The 16,461-nt window shown below is 62.6% G+C and carries 17 protein-coding genes; 9 read left to right on the plus strand and 8 right to left on the minus strand.

Annotation, left to right across the window (positions count from 1 at the left end; genetic code table 11):
* Positions 1 to 835: 835 nt before the first annotated feature.
* Positions 836 to 1,036, minus strand: coding sequence for a hypothetical protein (locus CK227_RS28835; RefSeq protein ID WP_095772875.1), 201 nt, complete (start codon positions 1,034 to 1,036; stop codon positions 836 to 838).
* A 266-nt stretch (positions 1,037 to 1,302) separates the two neighbouring features.
* The gene (locus CK227_RS28840; RefSeq protein ID WP_095772876.1) at positions 1,303 to 1,665 is read right to left on the minus strand and encodes a hypothetical protein; all 363 of its coding nucleotides are present in this window, start codon (positions 1,663 to 1,665) and stop codon (positions 1,303 to 1,305) included.
* Between the two features lie 222 nt (positions 1,666 to 1,887).
* On the opposite strand from CK227_RS28840, the gene CK227_RS28845 reads away from it, so the two are divergent.
* Positions 1,888 to 2,319 carry a cupin domain-containing protein gene (locus CK227_RS28845; protein ID WP_095772877.1) on the plus strand — a complete coding sequence of 144 codons (432 nt, stop codon included), beginning with the start codon at positions 1,888 to 1,890 and terminating at the stop codon, positions 2,317 to 2,319.
* A gap of 97 nt (positions 2,320 to 2,416) precedes the next feature.
* Here CK227_RS28845 and CK227_RS28850 read toward each other — a convergent pair whose 3' ends face one another.
* Positions 2,417 to 2,872, minus strand: a complete 456-nt coding sequence (locus CK227_RS28850; protein WP_095773098.1) for a carboxymuconolactone decarboxylase family protein — start codon at positions 2,870 to 2,872, stop codon at positions 2,417 to 2,419.
* A 273-nt stretch (positions 2,873 to 3,145) separates the two neighbouring features.
* On the opposite strand from CK227_RS28850, the gene CK227_RS28855 reads away from it, so the two are divergent.
* From CK227_RS28855 to CK227_RS28865, 3 genes are all read left to right on the plus strand, one after another.
* Positions 3,146 to 3,904: a copper homeostasis protein CutC gene (locus tag CK227_RS28855; RefSeq protein ID WP_245318120.1), complete on the plus strand. Its 759-nt coding sequence runs from the start codon at positions 3,146 to 3,148 to the stop codon at positions 3,902 to 3,904.
* The gene (locus CK227_RS28860) at positions 3,901 to 4,389 is read left to right on the plus strand and encodes a GNAT family N-acetyltransferase (RefSeq protein WP_095772879.1); all 489 of its coding nucleotides are present in this window, start codon (positions 3,901 to 3,903) and stop codon (positions 4,387 to 4,389) included. Before CK227_RS28855 ends, CK227_RS28860 begins: the two co-directional genes overlap by 4 nt.
* A 61-nt stretch (positions 4,390 to 4,450) precedes the next feature.
* On the plus strand, positions 4,451 to 4,948 hold the full coding sequence (locus CK227_RS28865) for an SRPBCC family protein (RefSeq protein WP_095772880.1): 498 nt from the start codon (positions 4,451 to 4,453) through the stop codon (positions 4,946 to 4,948).
* A 1-nt stretch (position 4,949) separates the two neighbouring features.
* On the opposite strand, the gene CK227_RS28870 is transcribed toward CK227_RS28865, so the two are convergent.
* From CK227_RS28870 to CK227_RS28885, 4 genes are all read right to left on the minus strand, one after another.
* Positions 4,950 to 5,972, minus strand: a complete 1,023-nt coding sequence (locus CK227_RS28870; RefSeq protein ID WP_095773099.1) for an acyltransferase — start codon at positions 5,970 to 5,972, stop codon at positions 4,950 to 4,952.
* Between the two features lie 267 nt (positions 5,973 to 6,239).
* The gene (locus CK227_RS28875) at positions 6,240 to 7,037 is read right to left on the minus strand and encodes a xanthine dehydrogenase family protein subunit M (protein ID WP_095772881.1); all 798 of its coding nucleotides are present in this window, start codon (positions 7,035 to 7,037) and stop codon (positions 6,240 to 6,242) included.
* Positions 7,038 to 7,049: 12 nt separating this feature from the next.
* Positions 7,050 to 9,398, minus strand: a complete 2,349-nt coding sequence (locus CK227_RS28880) for a xanthine dehydrogenase family protein molybdopterin-binding subunit (protein ID WP_095772882.1) — start codon at positions 9,396 to 9,398, stop codon at positions 7,050 to 7,052.
* A 115-nt stretch (positions 9,399 to 9,513) separates the two neighbouring features.
* Positions 9,514 to 10,014, minus strand: a complete 501-nt coding sequence (locus CK227_RS28885) for a (2Fe-2S)-binding protein (RefSeq protein WP_095772883.1) — start codon at positions 10,012 to 10,014, stop codon at positions 9,514 to 9,516.
* Positions 10,015 to 10,327: 313 nt separating this feature from the next.
* Between CK227_RS28885 and CK227_RS28890 the strand changes: the two genes are divergently transcribed.
* A complete protein-coding gene (locus CK227_RS28890; protein WP_095772884.1) occupies positions 10,328 to 11,464 on the plus strand; it encodes an FIST signal transduction protein in 1,137 nt (378 codons plus the stop codon).
* 4 nt (positions 11,465 to 11,468) lie between these two features.
* Positions 11,469 to 12,809: a hybrid sensor histidine kinase/response regulator gene (locus tag CK227_RS28895; RefSeq protein WP_095773100.1), complete on the plus strand. Its 1,341-nt coding sequence runs from the start codon at positions 11,469 to 11,471 to the stop codon at positions 12,807 to 12,809.
* 32 nt (positions 12,810 to 12,841) lie between these two features.
* Here the strand turns inward: CK227_RS28895 and CK227_RS28900 are convergent, their stop codons facing one another.
* Positions 12,842 to 13,525: a response regulator transcription factor gene (locus CK227_RS28900; protein WP_095772885.1), complete on the minus strand. Its 684-nt coding sequence runs from the start codon at positions 13,523 to 13,525 to the stop codon at positions 12,842 to 12,844.
* A gap of 226 nt (positions 13,526 to 13,751) precedes the next feature.
* Between CK227_RS28900 and CK227_RS28905 the strand changes: the two genes are divergently transcribed.
* The 3 genes from CK227_RS28905 to CK227_RS28915 all read left to right on the plus strand — a co-directional run bounded on the left by CK227_RS28905 (position 13,752) and on the right by CK227_RS28915 (position 16,459).
* The gene (locus tag CK227_RS28905; RefSeq protein WP_095773101.1) at positions 13,752 to 14,450 is read left to right on the plus strand and encodes a fumarylacetoacetate hydrolase family protein; all 699 of its coding nucleotides are present in this window, start codon (positions 13,752 to 13,754) and stop codon (positions 14,448 to 14,450) included.
* Positions 14,451 to 14,461: 11 nt separating this feature from the next.
* Positions 14,462 to 15,112, plus strand: a complete 651-nt coding sequence (maiA, locus tag CK227_RS28910; RefSeq protein WP_095773102.1) for a maleylacetoacetate isomerase — start codon at positions 14,462 to 14,464, stop codon at positions 15,110 to 15,112.
* A gap of 306 nt (positions 15,113 to 15,418) precedes the next feature.
* Entirely contained in the window at positions 15,419 to 16,459 is a 1,041-nt protein-coding gene (locus tag CK227_RS28915; protein ID WP_095772886.1) for a zinc-dependent alcohol dehydrogenase family protein, read from the plus strand.
* The last annotated feature ends 2 nt before the right edge of the window (positions 16,460 to 16,461 follow it).

The raw sequence follows: 16,461 nt of genomic DNA on the forward strand, positions 1-16,461 counted from the left end.
CGCGATGGGCCACTGTCAGGTCGCTCGCTTGGCGCTTTCGAAAGTCGGTTTCGGCTTGCGCACGATTTGGAGAATCACAGCCATCCATGGCATTATATTCAGGACCGCTAATATGAAGGGCGTCGACTTCGTGAGACATTCCGAAACCGTCAGTTTTTGAAGCAGGAGCATGGCCCCAACTGTAGAAATCAGCCAATCCCTAGGCGAGTGGGTTGTTACGATCGTAACAACGGACGGCAACACCTATTCTAGAGCCTTCGAACGTGAGTCCGATGCGATCGCTTTCGCTGTCAATCAGCGTTTGCATCAGGAATTGCAACTTCCGCCGCCCGACTAGTCGCCCTGAACTGGCACCTTGCTTAGGCCTTTGTCCTCCTGGACTGGCCCGGGGTCAGGAAGCCATCCCTTATCAGGTCCAACGCGTCGAGCGCGTCTTCACCCAACAAGTTTGTCAAGGGCACTCCACCCACGCGCACAACCTTGTTGTTGTCTATGTCGTAGACTTCCCAGAGGCCATCATTGACCCTTCGGATTGCGTGCCGTCGCTCCATAAGGAGTCTCTAATAAACGAGTCACCGAAGCGCCAGCAAGAAAACTCGATCGAAAGAGTTAACGGTGGAAAACCATGCTCGCTTTGGCAAACCCCTGCGAATGACCCGCAAAGAGGCCGCGTCAAATCAGCTCAAACTGGCAATCAGCTCTTCCACGAAGGCGAGTTCGCCGGCGCCATCGCCCCAAATCGTCCAGCACTTCCGAAAGGGAGCTGGTTTGCCTTTGTAGTCGACCGGCGCGGTGCTCGACCTTAAGGGCAAACAGGATGGCGACGCCGCCTTGGCTACCAGGCCAAACGAACTATCTGGGAAAGCTCGGCAATGTCGCCATAGATCATCGATCCCTTGACGAGCAAACATTTGTTACCGAGAACCTTGGAGAGTGGGCTCGACGCGGTGCAAACCGGCCGGTCCCTGTCCTTGGCCTCGGCATAGCCGATGCTGATGGCAAGGACAGCGATAGCAATGAGTGTCGTCTTGGTCATATTGGGCCACCCACCAGTGAGTCTCTGCAAAACATAGGACGTGAGTATTTATTAGCATCTACTCATATTAGGCTTCATCCATCAATTAAATGAAGCGAACCCATCTTCGATCGCGCGCTAAAGGTAGATCAAAGCCGGCGGAGACCAGCGAGCAGCCCGGGGCGAGCGCAATAAAAATCGCCGCTTCACCATTGCTTTCCAGGGAGCTTGCGATGGATTACGTGGAACGGCGAGGAAGCCCGCGGAGTCATCCCACGGCGCCCCCCTCACGCCATACCGACAATGCTCTGCGCATGGGCATGGAGCTGTTGGGCCGCTCGCTGGTATTCGATCGCGTCGCCGCTACAAACAACCAGGAACTGCGCCGCGAACTCGTGCGTATTTGTAGCCGGGATGGCAAGGATGGCCTTCACGACCTCCGACATATCTTGATAAACGCGTTTCAGATCGCGGTCGGAAATGTCCAGGGAGATCGAATTCGTCAGTGCCTCCCAGCGCCGAAAACCCGCCAGGATGGGACTTTCGTTCGAGTTTGCGGCAAAAATCTTTTCCGCCGCAGCGGCCCCCATGGGCGGAAAGGAGACCATCGTGCCCACCACCGTGCGTCTGGTCATTGCATCAAACATCATGTCCGAGCTCCTACGACTGAACGCAATTCTGTAGGGCCGGCGATCGGGCGGCACATTGTTCTGCGTCAAATTCCGGCAAGCTGCCCGACGCGGAGCAGGCGGAATATGAAGGAAGTCTTCGGCTGGCTGGTCGATTGAGCCATTCATCGCAATGTCGAACGCCACTCCCGCTTGCGCGCGGCTGTCCGCCGCGCGATAGATGCCTCGGTTCGGGGAGGAATCATGCGCAAAATCCTGATTTCGGTTCTGCTGGCCGCGGTTGCGCTTTACGCGAATTGCGCTCTGGCACTGGACAGCAGCACCACGCCTGTCGTCGTCACCCCGCTCGCATCACGCACGACCACCGCCTCCGGCCAGCCGATCACGCTGCCGCAGAAGAACGTGCAGGTGCTGGTGTCGAGCTATGACATCGCGCCGGGCGCGACCTTGCCGGTGCACCGGCACCCCTTCCCGCGCTATGCTTATGTCGAGGCCGGAACGCTGAAGGTCACCAATGTCGAGACTGGCAACAGCAACACCTACAACACAGGCGATTTCATCATCGAGATGATCGGCCAGTGGCATCAGGCCACGAACATCGGCGATGGCCCGGTCAAGCTCCTGGTGCTCGACCAGGTCGAGCAAGGCGCCAAGAACACGGAATTGCGGCAGTAGCCAAGCGTCGCGCTCATGTGGCGGAAGGCGGGAGGCAACGCGCCACCCGCCTTCCCGCTCCGTATCGGATAACCATCCTGCAGCGCGGGACCGGTGCTCAGCCCCAGCTGCCGACCATCTGTCGTGTCGTCGCATTCAGCCGGTTGAAGGCGTTGATCAGGGCGATCTGGACAACCAGCGCGGCAAGGGCCTTTTCATCATAGTGGCAGGCGGCTTCGTCCCAGACATCGTCCGACACGGCGTCGGGCCGGTCGGCGAGCCTCGTGCCGGCCTCGGCCAGCGCCAGGGCGGCCCGTTCGGCGTCGGTGAAGTAGGGCGTCTCGCGCCATGCCGCCAGCGCAAAAATGCGCTCGTCCTTCTCGCCGGCCTTCTTCAGTTCGCGCGCGTGCATGTCGACGCAGAGGCTGCAGGCATTGATCTGGCTGGCGCGCAGATGAATGAGCTTGCGCGTCACATAGGGTATGTCGGCCGCCTCGGTCGACTTGTCCAACGCCAGCAGAGCCTGCAGGGCGCCTGGGATGAGCATCACGGGATTCTTGAGTCTGGCTTGCATGGTCTTCTCCTTTTGAAGCGTTTTCGTCAGGACGTGTTTTGCCGAGCCCGGAAGCAACGCATTCGGGATTTCAGCAGATGGAATTTCGGCTGCCGCCGCACAGCCACCGGTCAATCCATAACCGTGTAGCTATGGGTTATTCATAACTACACAGTTATAGGACTGTCAAGCCGGGAAATGTCGGCTGGTCCAAATGGCGGTGCGCCGTTCACGCTTTCGCGCCAGCCGCCCGGGTGCTAGGGCTTTGCGCAACATCATGAACTGGATCGCCCCTTGACCACGCAAACCCGCCTGCCGCTGATCGAAATCTGTGTCGAAGGCATCGATGGCCTGCTCGCCGCGCAGGCTGCCGGCGCCGACCGGGTCGAACTGTGCGCCAGCTTGGTCGAAGGCGGCATCACGCCGAGCCTCGGCACGGTGCGCGCGGCTCTCGATCAGGCGACAGTGCCGTTTCACGTCATGGTGCGGCCGCGCGGCGGCGATTTTCTCTACAGCGAGACCGAATACCGCTCGATGCTCGCCGATGTCGCGGCGCTGCGCGATCTCGGCGTGCCGGGCGTGGTGTTCGGCTGCCTGAACGCCGACGGCACCATCGACGAGAAGCGCATGAGCGAATTGACGGAGGCCGCCGGCTCCCTGAACGTCACCTGCCATCGCGCCTTCGACATGACACGCGACCCGGCCGAGGCGCTGGAGGCGCTGATTGGCTGCAAGGTCGGCCGCGTGCTGACCAGCGGCCAACGCGACACCGCGATCGAAGGATTGTCCATACTGGCGGATCTCGTGCGGCAGGCCGGCGACCGCATCATCATCCTCGGTTGCGGCGGGCTCGATCTCGGCAACATCGCCGAGGTGCGCCAAAGAACCGGACTGGCCGAAATGCACTTTGCAGCGCTGAAGGACGTGCCAAGCGCCATGCACTACCGCAATCCCAAGGTTGGCATGGGCGGCTCCGATCTCGATCGCGAATACCGCAACACAGTGACCGACACACCGCAGGTGGCGGCGACGATCGCGGCGGCCAAGGCATGACCACCCCGATAGAGCGCATAGCGCAACGCGACGAAGCGGACATACTGGCGCTCAACAACGAGCATGCCGCCGAACTGTCCTGGCTCGAAGCCGAGCGGCTGTCGTTCCTGCTCGGCGAGGCGTTCTACGCACGGCGCATCGGCGATCTCGAAGCCTTCATCATGACCTTCGACCAGGAAGCCAACTACGACAGCCCGAACTTCATCTGGTTCCGCGAACGCTACGAACGCTTCATCTATGTCGACCGCGTCGTCGTGGCGGCGCATGCAAGGGGCCGCGGCCATGCGCGCCGGCTCTATCAGGACCTGTTCGAACATGCCGAACGCGCCGGCCATACGCTGGTCACCTGCGAGGTCAACGCCGATCCGCCCAACCCCGCCTCGGACGCCTTCCACGCCGCGCTGGGCTTTGCCGAGGTCGGCGAAGCAGTGATCCACGGCGGCAAGAAAGCGGTGCGCTATTACGTCAAGCAGATCGTCACCTGATTGCTGGCCACATAAAGAAGACGCGCCTAATATAAGCGTTCCACCAAATGGAGGAACCGCGATGCCAAGCAACGTCTTCCGCTTCGACGAAAGCTGGGACATTCCCGAAGGCACGCCGCAGCAAGTGTGGGACGTGCTCTCCGACGCTGAATTGCTGCCGCTCTGGTGGGGCGAGGTCTACAAGGAAGTGGTTCCGCTCGACCGCAAGGGCAAGGCGTCAGTCGGCTCGCGGGCAAGGGCGCGGGCGCGCGGCGCCCTGCCCTATGAGTTGAACTTCATCATCGAGGCCGCAGAACTCGAGCCGGGCCGGCTGGTCGTCGTGAAAACCTTTGGCGACTTCGACGGGCTGTGGCGGGCCGAACTCTCGCCGTCGGGCAGCGGCACCCATGTCCAACTGACCTGGCAGGTCACTGTCGAGAGGCCGATCCTCAAATTCCTGGCACCCCTGCTGCGGCCGGCCTTCGCCTGGAACCATCGCTGGACAATGCCGCGCGGCGAAGCCGGCCTGCGGCGCTATCTCAGGCTCGCAACAACAGTGCCTCGGCGCGATGACGCCTGAATCACCAATTGCGGTTCAGCCATTCACGCGCCGGCCGCTCGATGAGGTAATAGCTGCAGAGCGCGCAGGCAAAGACCCCGGCCAGCATCGGCCACGGACTGCTGCCTTGCTCGTAGACGAATTTGTAGAAGGGCTGCTGCCACAGATAGAGTGAGTATGACCACAGGCCCAACGTCGCCATGGGCCAGGACGAGAGCAATTTGGAAAAGATTGGCGTGCTGAAATCGAGCGCATTGACGGCCAGCGCCAGCAGCGGCACCGCCAGGAGATAGTGGATCGGCGTCGGCACCGGGTCCATGAACAGCAAAACCGCGACCGCCGCCGCTGCCAGGGCGATATAAGGCCCCTTCAGCACCTCCGGCAGCCGGCCTTCGGCCTTGAGCAGGCAGATCGAAGCCGACAGTAGGATCGAGGCGATGTGCACATCGGTGCGCCAGTAGGTAGCTTCGTAATCCAGCCTGAACACCCAGTACGACACCGCGCCATTGGCCATTGCGAACAAGGCGAGCGTCACCAGCAAAGGGATGACGCGATTGCGGCTGGAGACGAGCGCGCTGATCAACGCCAGGATGATGTAGGCATGCTCCTCGACACAAAGCGACCAGATATGGTCGAGCGCTCCGGCGCGGGTGACAAGAATTCCGGCGTAATTGTAGGTGAATGTCAGTGCCGTCAGCGCCGCCTTCCACTTGAAGGCGACGAAGGTGCCGGAAAGCGCGATCATGGCGATGACGACGAAGACCAGCAGCGCCGGGTAGATGCGCGAAAAGCGGCGTTTGAAGAACTTCTTCAGTGGATAGCGTTCGATGAACAGGATCTCGCCCATCAGCCGGCCGCTGAGCACGAAGAAGAATTCGACGCCAAGCACGCCCAGATTGATTCTCGGAACCGGAAAAAAATGCCCGATCAGCACCAGGGCGATGGACAGGCCGCGCCAGCCATCGAGATAGGCCAATCTTGTTCTGGCCGATCTGTCGACGGCGGATCGGGACGGAACCATCTGGGTCGCGGTAATTTCGGACATGCCGATCCTTCGCATTGGCATGCGAAAGGGCACGGCGGTACATGTCCGAACCCGGCTCGCATTCCCGCCCCAACCCATACTGCAGTGCAATATAGGTTTGTGCAAGTGCGAGATTGGCAGCGACGCAGTTCCTTGGGCAGCAGGCTGGCGGAAATGCCTCGAGCAAGGGAGCGGCCGCGTGGCGGAATTCCTTCACGAGCCGCACGGCTACACTACCGCATACAAAAGGGGCCAAGATGGCCCCTTTCATGTCGGCAACCGATGCTGTCAGGCGTTAGCCGCTGCCACCGCGCGCTTGGCCATGACTGCGATCAGGTTGGCGCGATAGTCGGCGGAAGCGTGGATGTCGCTCATCAGGTTCTTCGCCGGCACTTTCACGCCGGCGAGCGATGCGGCGTCGAAATTCTTCGCAAGGGCTGCCTCGATCTCCTTCGAGCGGAACACGCCGTCGTCACCGGCGCCGGTCACCGCGATGCTGACGCCGTCCTTGCCCTTGGCCACGAACACGCCGACGATCGCGTAGCGTGAGGCCGGGTTGCGGAATTTTTCGTAGGCCGCCTTTGCCGGGGCGGTGAAGGAGACCGCCGTGATGATCTCGCCATCCTTCAAGGCCGTTTCGAACAGCCCTTTGAAGAACTTGTCGGCCGATATCTCGCGCTTGTTGGTGACGATGGTGGCGCCCAATGCCAGAAGGGCCGCCGGATAGTCGGCCGCCGGATCGTTGTTGGCGATCGAACCGCCGATCGTGCCCTTGTAGCGCACCGCCGGATCGCCGATCAGCGATGCCAGATGGGCAAGCGCCGGGCAGGCCTTCTTGAGCTTCTCGTCGTTGGAGACGTCGAAATGCGTGGTGGCCGCGCCGATAGTGACCGTCTTTCCCGACACCTTGACGCCCTGCATCTCCTTGATGCGCGACAGATCGACGAGATCGGAAGGGGCCGCCAGCCGCGTCTTCATGGCAGGTATCAGCGTCATGCCGCCGGACAGCAGCTTGGCGTCGCCGCTCTTCACCAGCTTGGCGGCATCCGCAACCGAGGCGGCGCGATGGTAGTTGACCGAATACATGGTTGTTCCTCCTCAGTGCTTCGCGGCGCGGATCGCGGCCCACACGGTGGGCGGCGAGGCGGGCATGGCGATGTCGGCGATGCCGATGGCATCGGTGATGGCGTTGATCACCGCCGGCGGCGAGCCGATGGCGCCGGCCTCGCCGCACCCCTTGATACCGAGCGGGTTGCCCGGGCATGGCGTGTTCGAGGTCGAGACCTTGAACGACGGCAGGTCGCCCGCGCGGGGCATCGTATAGTCCATGTAACTCGCGGTCAGAAGCTGTCCGCTGGCGTCATAATGGGCGCCCTCCAGCAGCGCCTGGCCGATCCCTTGCGCGATGCCGCCATGCACCTGGCCCTCGACGATCATCGGATTGATGATGTTGCCGAAATCGTCGGCGGCCACGAATTGGACGATCTCTGTCGTTCCGGTCTCCGGTTCGATCTCGACCTCGCAGATGTAGCAGCCCGCCGGGAAGGTGAAGTTCGACGGATCGTAGAAGGCCGTTTCCTTCAATCCGGGCTCCATCCCTGCCGGCAGATTGTGGGCGGTATAGGCGGCCAGCGCCACCTGGAACCACGGCACGTTCTTGTCGGTCCCGGCAACCTTCAGCGCACCGTTCTCGATGACGATGTCGCCCTCGTCGGCTTCGAGCAGGTGGGCGGCGATCTTCTTGGCCTTGGCCTCGACCTTGTCGAGGGCCTTTGATATCGCCGACATGCCGACCGCGCCCGAGCGCGAACCGTAAGTGCCCATGCCCATCTGCACCTTGTCGGTGTCGCCATGGACGATCGAAACCGAATCGATCGGTACGCCAAAACGCTGGTTGACCAGTTGCGCGAAGGTAGTCTCGTGGCCCTGGCCATGGCTGTGCGAGCCGGTCAGCACCTCGATCGTGCCGACGGCATTGACCCGCACTTCGGCCGATTCCCAAAGGCCGACGCCGGCGCCAAGCGAGCCGACCGCCGCCGACGGCGCGATGCCGCAAGCCTCGATGTAGCAGCTCATGCCGATGCCGCGCAGCAAGCCCTTCTTGGCGGCCGCCGCCTTGCGCTTGGCAAAGCCGGCATAATCCGAAGCTTTCATGGCCGCGTCGAGCGAGGCGCCATAGTCGCCGGCGTCATAGTTCATGATCACCGGTGTCTGGTGCGGGAAGGAGGTGATGAAGTTCTTGCGCCGCAATTCGGCAGGCGACACGCCAAGCTCGCGCGCCGCCGCTTCCATCGTGCGTTCCAGGAGATAGGTAGCTTCCGGCCGCCCTGCCCCGCGATAGGCATCGACAGGAGCCGTGTTGGTGTAGACCGTGCGCACATTGGCGTGGATGGCCGGAATGTCGTACTGGCCCGACAAGAGCGTCGCGTAGAGATAGGTCGGCACGCAGGACGAGAACAGCGACATGTAGGCGCCGAGATTGGCGATCGTGTCGACCTTCAGCCCGGTGACCCGGTTGTTCTTGTCGAAAGCCATTTCCACCGTCGAGACATGGTCGCGGCCATGCGCGTCGGAGAGAAAACTTTCGGTGCGGTCGGCGACCCATTTGACCGGCACGCCGGTTTTTTTTGAAGCCCACAGGCAGACGATCTCTTCGGGATAGATGTAGATCTTTGAGCCGAAGCCGCCGCCGACATCCGGCGCGATGACGCGCAGCTTGTTTTCCGGCGCGACATTATAGAAGGCGCTCATCACCAGCCGCGCGACATGCGGGTTCTGCGATGTCGTCCAACAGGTGTAATGGTCCTCGGCCTTGTCGTAGTGGCCGAGAGCCGCGCGCGGCTCCATGGCATTCGGCACCAGCCGGTTGTTGACGATCTTCATGCGGGTGACATGCGCCGCGGCCTTGATCGCCGCGTCGGTCGCCTTGGCATCGCCGATCTCCCAGTCGAAGATCAGGTTGTTCTCAGACTCGGCATGGATCTGCGGCGCGCCCTTTTCGAGCGCCTTGGTGGCTTCGACGACGGCCTTCAATTCCTTGTAGGTGATCTCGACCGCCTCGGCCGCGTCGCGGGCCTGCCCCTTGGTCTCGGCCACGACGATGACGACGGCGTCACCGACATAGCGCACCTTGTCGACGGCCAGCGGCGACCAGGCGCCCATCTTCATCGGCGAACCGTCCTTGGAATGGATCATCCAGCCGCAGATGAGGTTGCCGATGCCGTCGGCCTTGAGCTCCTTGCCGGTCAGCACGCCGATGACGCCGGGCATGGCTTGCGCTCGTTTGACGTCGATCTTCTTGATCTGCGCATGCGCGTGCGGGCTGCGCACGAAAGCCGCATGCTTCATGCCGGGAACCACCATGTCGTCGACATAGCGGCCGGCGCCGGTGATGAACCTTTTGTCTTCCTTGCGCGCGACCCGAGCGCCAACACCTTCAATACCCATCAGAAATTCCTCCCGAATTTAAGGGGAGTAGGTGAGCAGGGCACTAAGGCAGCAGGGAAGTTTTTCTGCTGGTTCCCTACTGCCTTAGTGCCCTACTGCCCTACTGTCTTGTTCATCACGCCGCTTGCTTGGCCCTGCCCTTGGTCCCCTTCGCCATCGTCTTCGATGCAGCGAGGATCGCCTTGACGATGTTGTGGTAGCCGGTGCAGCGGCAGATATTGCCTTCCAGTTCGGCTCGCACCGTCGCCTCGTCGAGGCCTTCGGGATGGCGGTTGATCATGTCGGTTGCCGCCATGATCATGCCAGGCGTGCAGAAACCGCATTGCAGGCCGTGATGTTCCTTGAAGGCGGCCTGCACGGGATGCAGGTCGGCGCCGTTGGCGAGACCTTCGATCGTTACAACGCTCGAGCCGGACGCCTGTACCGCGAGCATGGTGCAGGACTTCACCGCCTTGCCGTCGACATGGACGACGCAGGCCCCGCATTGCGAGGTGTCGCAGCCGACATGCGTGCCGGTCAAGCCGAGATTCTCGCGCAGGAAGTGAACCAGCAGCGTTCGATCCTCGGCGGTCCCGCTGACCCGCCTGCCGTTCACCATCAACGAAACGTCCGACATGAATCCTCCCTGGGTATCAACCTTGGTCATCACGCTGCCGACGCGCCGCTGGCACTTCGGCCATGCGTTATTCGTACACCGCACAACGCACAAAAAACAGCGCGACGGAAAAGGCGGATCATTGTACTTTCGGTCATGGCCACGGCCGGAGGCACATTCCCCTCGCCCCATTGCCAAAACACCGATTGGAAGCAACAATATCCTTCGACGCCTGCGCGCCAGAAGCCTATAAAAACAGCCGCGTATAAAAGAGCGTCGGAGGAAATGCGGGAGAACGCCGCTGACCAGTTCACGGACGCGCTACGCTTGCGGCCTGTCGGCGCTGACCACGGACGAGCCCGACCCGGTTGCTTTCGCTCGCGCGGTCGCCAGCGAGGCCGCGGCAATCGACGCCGGCTTTGCCCTCGTGTTCTTCTCCCAAAGCCTTGTCGAGGCCGGCGCCCTGTCGCGGGCGCTCTCGGCGTATGCGCCGGGGCTTCACCATGCTGGCTGCTCCACCGCCGGCGAGATCACGCCGCAGGGGCTCGAGGAAGGCCACATGCTGGCGATGCTGCTTCCCTCGGCGTCGTTCACCGCGGTCAGCGCCATGGTGGACAATCTATCCTCGTCGGGCATGGACAGGATCACCGGCGAGGTCGAGGCCTTGCGGCGCACGCTGCGCGTCCGGGTGGGCGGCGAGCGGACCAGGAACACCTTCGCGCTCTGCTTCATCGACGGGCTGTCCTACGCCGAGGAAGCGGTCAGCTCTGCCATCCATTGGGGTCTTGACGACATACCCCTGCTCGGCGGCTCGGCTGGCGATGACCTGAAATTCGAGACGACGCGCCTGATCTCGAATGGCAGGGTCACCTCGGACAGCGCCATCATCGTGCTGATCGCCACGGAAATTCCGTTCCACGTCTTCAAGACCGACAATTTCGTTCCGACCGACGAAAAACTGGTGGTCACGGCGTCCGATGCCGATCACCGCATCGTACGCGAGTTCAACGCCACCAACGCGGCAGAAGAATATGCCGCTTCCGTCGGTATCGTGCCGCAGACCCTGACGCCGCTGAGCTTCGCCTCGCACCCGGTCGTGGTGAAGGTGGGCGGTGAATATTATTGCCGCTCGATCCAGAGGATGCACGCGGACGGCTCGCTGTCGTTCTTCTGCGCCATCGACGACGGCGTCGTGCTGTCGATCGCCCAACCCAAGGACATGGTGGAATCGACACGCGCGGCCCTGCGCGAGGTCGAGGCGAGGCTTGGCGGCATCGACCTGATCCTCGGCTTCGACTGCGTGCTGCGCCGGCTCGATGCGCGCAACCGACAGGTCTTTCGTGATATTTCGGAACTCTACCGGGTCAACAATGTCGTCGGCTTCGGCACCTATGGCGAACAGTACCGGTCGATGCATTTGAACCAGACCTTCACCGGCATTGCCTTTGGCGAACGCCAGGCTGCAGAATAACAAGATGCCGCTCAAGGATATAAACGACCTCGAAAAACTGAAGAAGATCAACGCCGCCCTTGTCAGCCGCGTCGAGCGCTCGATGGACCAGCAAGGCAATGCCTTCTCGCTGTTCCAGACCGCCATCTCTCTCGAAAACCGGGTGCGCATGCGCACTGAGGAGTTGCACTCGACCTTGCGGCGGCTGGAACAGTCCAACATCGACCTCAGCGCCGCCAAGGAAAACGCCGAGTTCGCGAACCTGTCCAAGACGAGGTTCCTCGCCGCCGCCAGCCATGACGTGCTGCAGCCGCTGAACGCGGCTCATCTGTCCGTCTCGGCGCTCGCCGAGGTGCAGACCAGCGACGAAGGCAGGAAGCTGGTGCGGCAGGTCGAGCGCTCGCTGGAGACGATGGAGGACCTGCTGCGCACCCTGCTCGATATTTCCAAGCTCGACGCCGGCGTGGTGCACCCCGACATCGGCGACGTCAACCTGGAGGCGCTGTTCTCGTCGCTGCGCTCGGATTTCCAGCCGGTCGCGGAAATGAAGCGGCTGTCGCTGAAATTCCGGCCGGTCAATGCCGTGGTCCGCTCCGACCGCACGCTGCTGCGTCGCATCCTGCAGAACATCCTCTCCAACGCGCTGGGCTATACCCGCTCGGGTGGCGTGCTCGTCGGCACCAGGCATCGCGGCGATACGATCCGCATCGACGTCGCCGATACCGGCTGCGGCATCCCCGAGGACCAGCGCGAGGCGGTGTTCGAGGAATTCCATCGCGGCACCTTGCCCGCCAATGCGGGGCTCGACGGCGGCGGCCTGGGGCTCGGGCTTGCCATCGTGCGCCGCATGGCCGGCGCCCTCGGCCACCCCGTGACCTTCTCGTCAAAGGTCGGGCGAGGCACGATCTTCCATATCGATGTCCCGGTCGGCATCGGCGCCCCCGCCGACGCCATCGCCAGCGCCACCAGCCTGGAGCGGTCGCGCGGCTACGGCCTGTTCGGCACCAAGGTGCTGCTGGTCGAGAACGACGCCGAGGTGCTGGAGGCCATGACCTTCCTGCTCGAGCGCTGGCAATGCCTGGTGCGGGCAGCGACCTCGACCGACGATGCGCTTGACCTGCTCGGCGATACCGACTGGGTGCCTGACATCGTCATTGCCGACCAGCATCTCGACGGCGGCGACCTCGGCACCGCCACCATATCGGAAGTCCGCGACTATCTCGGCCGCGCCGTTCCGGCGCTGATCGTCACCGCCGACAGTTCCGAAGCCATCGCCAAGGCCGCGCGCGCCGGCGGCATCGAACTGATGCGCAAACCGCTGAAGCCGGCGCAGTTGCGGGCACTGCTGGCGCATTTGCTGGCTTAGCTCCATACCCCCCCTGACATGGAGGTAAAAGATCAAAACCCAGCCTGATCCCGAAACAGCTCCGCATTATCCAGCTTCGAAACCTCGATCACCGCTTGCGTGCGGCTGTAGACGTTGAGCTTGCGCAGGATCTCCGAGACATGCGCCTTCACCGTGGTCTCGCCGACCTGCAACTCGTAGGCGATCTGCTTGTTGAGCAGGCCTTGGCGCAACATCTGCAGCACGCGCAACTGCTGCGGCGTCAGCTTGGACAGGCGCTGGACCATGTCGGCGCGATCGACGCTGTCGGGGTCCGCCGGCTGGCCTTCATAGGTTTCCGGCACATAGATCGCGCCGTCCATCACCGAACGGATGGCGGCGGCCAGATCGCTCTTGCGCGCCGATTTCGGGATGAAGCCGGCCGCCCCATAAGACAACGCCTCGGAGATGATCCTCGGCTCCTCGTAGCCGGAGACGATCACCACCGGCAGGCGCGGATAGCGGGTTCTGAGCTGCAGCAGCCCGTCGAAGCCGTGCACGTCGGGCATGCTGAGGTCCAGCAACGCAAGGTCGAAAGGCTTGGCGTCGGCCAGGAGATCGAGCGCCTCTGCGATCGAGCGTGCCTCGACCGTGTCGACCTCCGGATAGGCCATCTGAACGGCGCTGTGCAGCGCCTCGCGAAACAGCGGATGGTCGTCGATGATCAGGAACCGGGCGCGATCGTTGGGTACTGTCATGTGGCTCGTTCCGGTTCACCTGCCACACCATAGTCCCGCGACCATGGCCGGATTATTAGCAAATAGTCTATCGCCGGTTGATAGGCCGCTGCAAAGGTGATGGGAACCCTGAATTCCTTATAAGGCCCGGGCAAAGCCCGTGCTTTATGAAAAGCGACGCCTTGCCCGGTCTCCGAAATCGGCCGAAGGTGCCGCCATCGTCCTGATATCCAACGCAGAGACCGCCATGACCGCCTTCGTCCTTCCCGTGCCGCCAACGCCTTCCGTCGCCATCAGCGGGTCGGCCGAGCGCTTTGCCGTGCGGCGCATCTTCTGCGTGGGCCGCAACTATGCGGCGCATGCGCGCGAATTCGGCAATGACGAGCGCGATCCGCCCTTCTTCTTCACCAAGCCGGCCGACGCGGTGGTCGATTCCGGCACCGTCATCCCCTACCCGCCGCTGACGGCCAATCTGCACCATGAAATCGAGCTGGTGGCGGCGATCGGCAAAGCCGGCTTCCGCATTGCGCGCGAGCGTGCGCTCGACCATGTCTGGGGCTACGCCGTCGGCATCGACCTCACCCGCCGCGATCTCCAGGATGAGGCCAAGAAGGCGGCGCGGCCCTGGGACTGGTCGAAAGCCTTCGACCGTTCCGCTCCTTGCAGCCCGCTGGTTCCTGCACAAAAGACCGGCCATCCGACGAAAGGGCGCATCTGGCTCGCCGTCGACGGCAAGGTTCGGCAGGACGCCGATCTCACCGAGCTGATCTGGCCAATCGCCGACATTGTCTCGATCTGCAGCGAGGGCGTAGAATTGCAGGCCGGCGACCTGATCTTCACCGGCACGCCGGCCGGCGTCGGCGCGGTCAAGCCGGGTGAGACGATGACCGGCGGCGTCGACGGCATCGGCACGATAGAAGCGACGATCGGCCAACCGCGGTCGTGAACGACAAAGCCATGAGCGACATCGTCCTGCACAATTATTACCGTTCCTCCACCTCCTATCGGGTGCGGATCGCGCTGGAGATGAAGGGGCTGAGCTATGACTATGTCCCGCATCATCTGCGCCATGGCGAGCATCTGGAACCAGCCTATCTCGCGGTCAACCCGCAGGGGCTGGTGCCGGCATTGGTGCTCGACGGCGGCACGCTTTTGACGCAGTCGCTGGCGATCATCGAATATCTCGACGAGATCCAGCCCGCGCCGCCGCTGCTGCCGAAGGACCCGCTTGGCCGGGCGCGCGTGCGAATGCTGGCGCAGATGATCGCCTGCGACATCCACCCGGTGAACAATCTGCGCGTGCTGACCTCGCTGCGCACCTTGTTCGGTGCCGGCGACCAGGACATCACCAACTGGTTCCGCCACTGGGTGAACGAAGGCTTTCAGCCACTTGAAAAGATTCTGGCTTCCTCGCCTCAGACCGGAACATTCTGCCACGGCGAGGCGGCGGGGCTGGCCGATATCTGCCTGGCGGCACAGATCACCAGCAACGCCCGTTTCGGCGTCGACCTGACCCCTTACCCGACGATCACCCGCATCAACGCCGCCTGCATGGCACTGCCAGCTTTCCAGACAGCCGCTCCGCAGAACCAGATCGATGCGGAGTAAAGGCTGCTACTGCCGACGCGCCGAGCGAGTAGAAGATCATGTAGCCGCCCGCCCCGGCGACACAATGCTCGCGGATTTCCTCAACCGGGAAAACGGCTGACCCTGGCCGGTTCAGCAGACTGGTCAGGCTGGCGGAATCGATTTCCGCTTGACCGGCCAGGGAATCGGCTATCGTTTCCCCGGAGCAATTCCAGGAAAAGTGTGATGCGGTTTTCCGTCTGGGATTGCGTCAAAACAATGAGATAGAGTGGTTCTTCGTTTCCATGAAGCGATGAACCGATCTATCGCGCAGGGGTGGAGTGACCGATGAAAGCCGTCGTCTTCGAGAAGTTCGGCGAAGCGCCGACGATCCAGACCGTCCCCGATCCGAAACCGGCCGCCGATGGCGTCGTCATCAAGGTCGAGGCGACAGGGCTGTGCCGCAGCGACTGGCATGGCTGGATGGGCCATGATGACGGCATCACCTTGCCGCATGTGCCGGGCCATGAGCTGGCGGGAGTCGTCGTCGCCGCCGGCAAGCAGGTCAGCCGCTGGAAGGCCGGCGACCGCGTGACGGTGCCGTTTGCCGTCGGCTGCGGCCGCTGTTTCGAATGCAACTCGGGCAACCATCAGGTCTGCGAGCACCAGACGCAGCCCGGCTTCACCGGCTGGGGCTCGTTCGCCGAATATGTCGGCATAGAGCACGCCGACACCAATCTGGTTCGCCTGCCCGACGAGATGGAATACGCCACCGCCGCCAGCCTCGGCTGCCGTTTCGTCACCTCGTTTCGCGCCATCGTCGACCAAGGGCGGGTCAAGCCCGGCGAATGGGTGGCGGTGCATGGCTGCGGCGGCGTCGGCTTGTCGGCGATCATGATCGCCAGTTCGATGGGCGCCAATGTGATCGCCATCGACCTCACCGACGAGAAGCTGGAGTTCGCCAAAAAGATCGGCGCCGTGGCGACCATCAATGCGTCAACGACGCCGAATGTGGTCAAGGCGGTCAAGCAGATCACCAATGGCGGCGCGCATATGTCGATGGACGCGCTCGGGCACCCGATCACCTCGTTCAACTCGATCGCCAATCTGCGCCGGCGCGGCCGCCATGTGCAGGTCGGCCTGATGCTGGGCGAGCACGCCCGACCGCAAGTGCCGATGGACAAGATCATCGCCTTCGAACTCGAAATCCTCGGCAGCCACGGCATGCAGGCCTATCGCTACCAGGCGATGATGGACATGATCCGCAACGGCAAGCTCAAGCCCGAACTGCTGGTCGGCAAGAAGATCAGCCTCGACGAGGCGCCCGCGGCCTTGATGGCCATGGGCGGTTTCGAGGGGATCGGCATTGGGGTGGTGACGAAGTTCTAGGC

Source organism: Mesorhizobium sp. WSM4308 (genome assembly GCF_002294905.1).
Classification (GTDB): domain Bacteria; phylum Pseudomonadota; class Alphaproteobacteria; order Rhizobiales; family Rhizobiaceae; genus Mesorhizobium.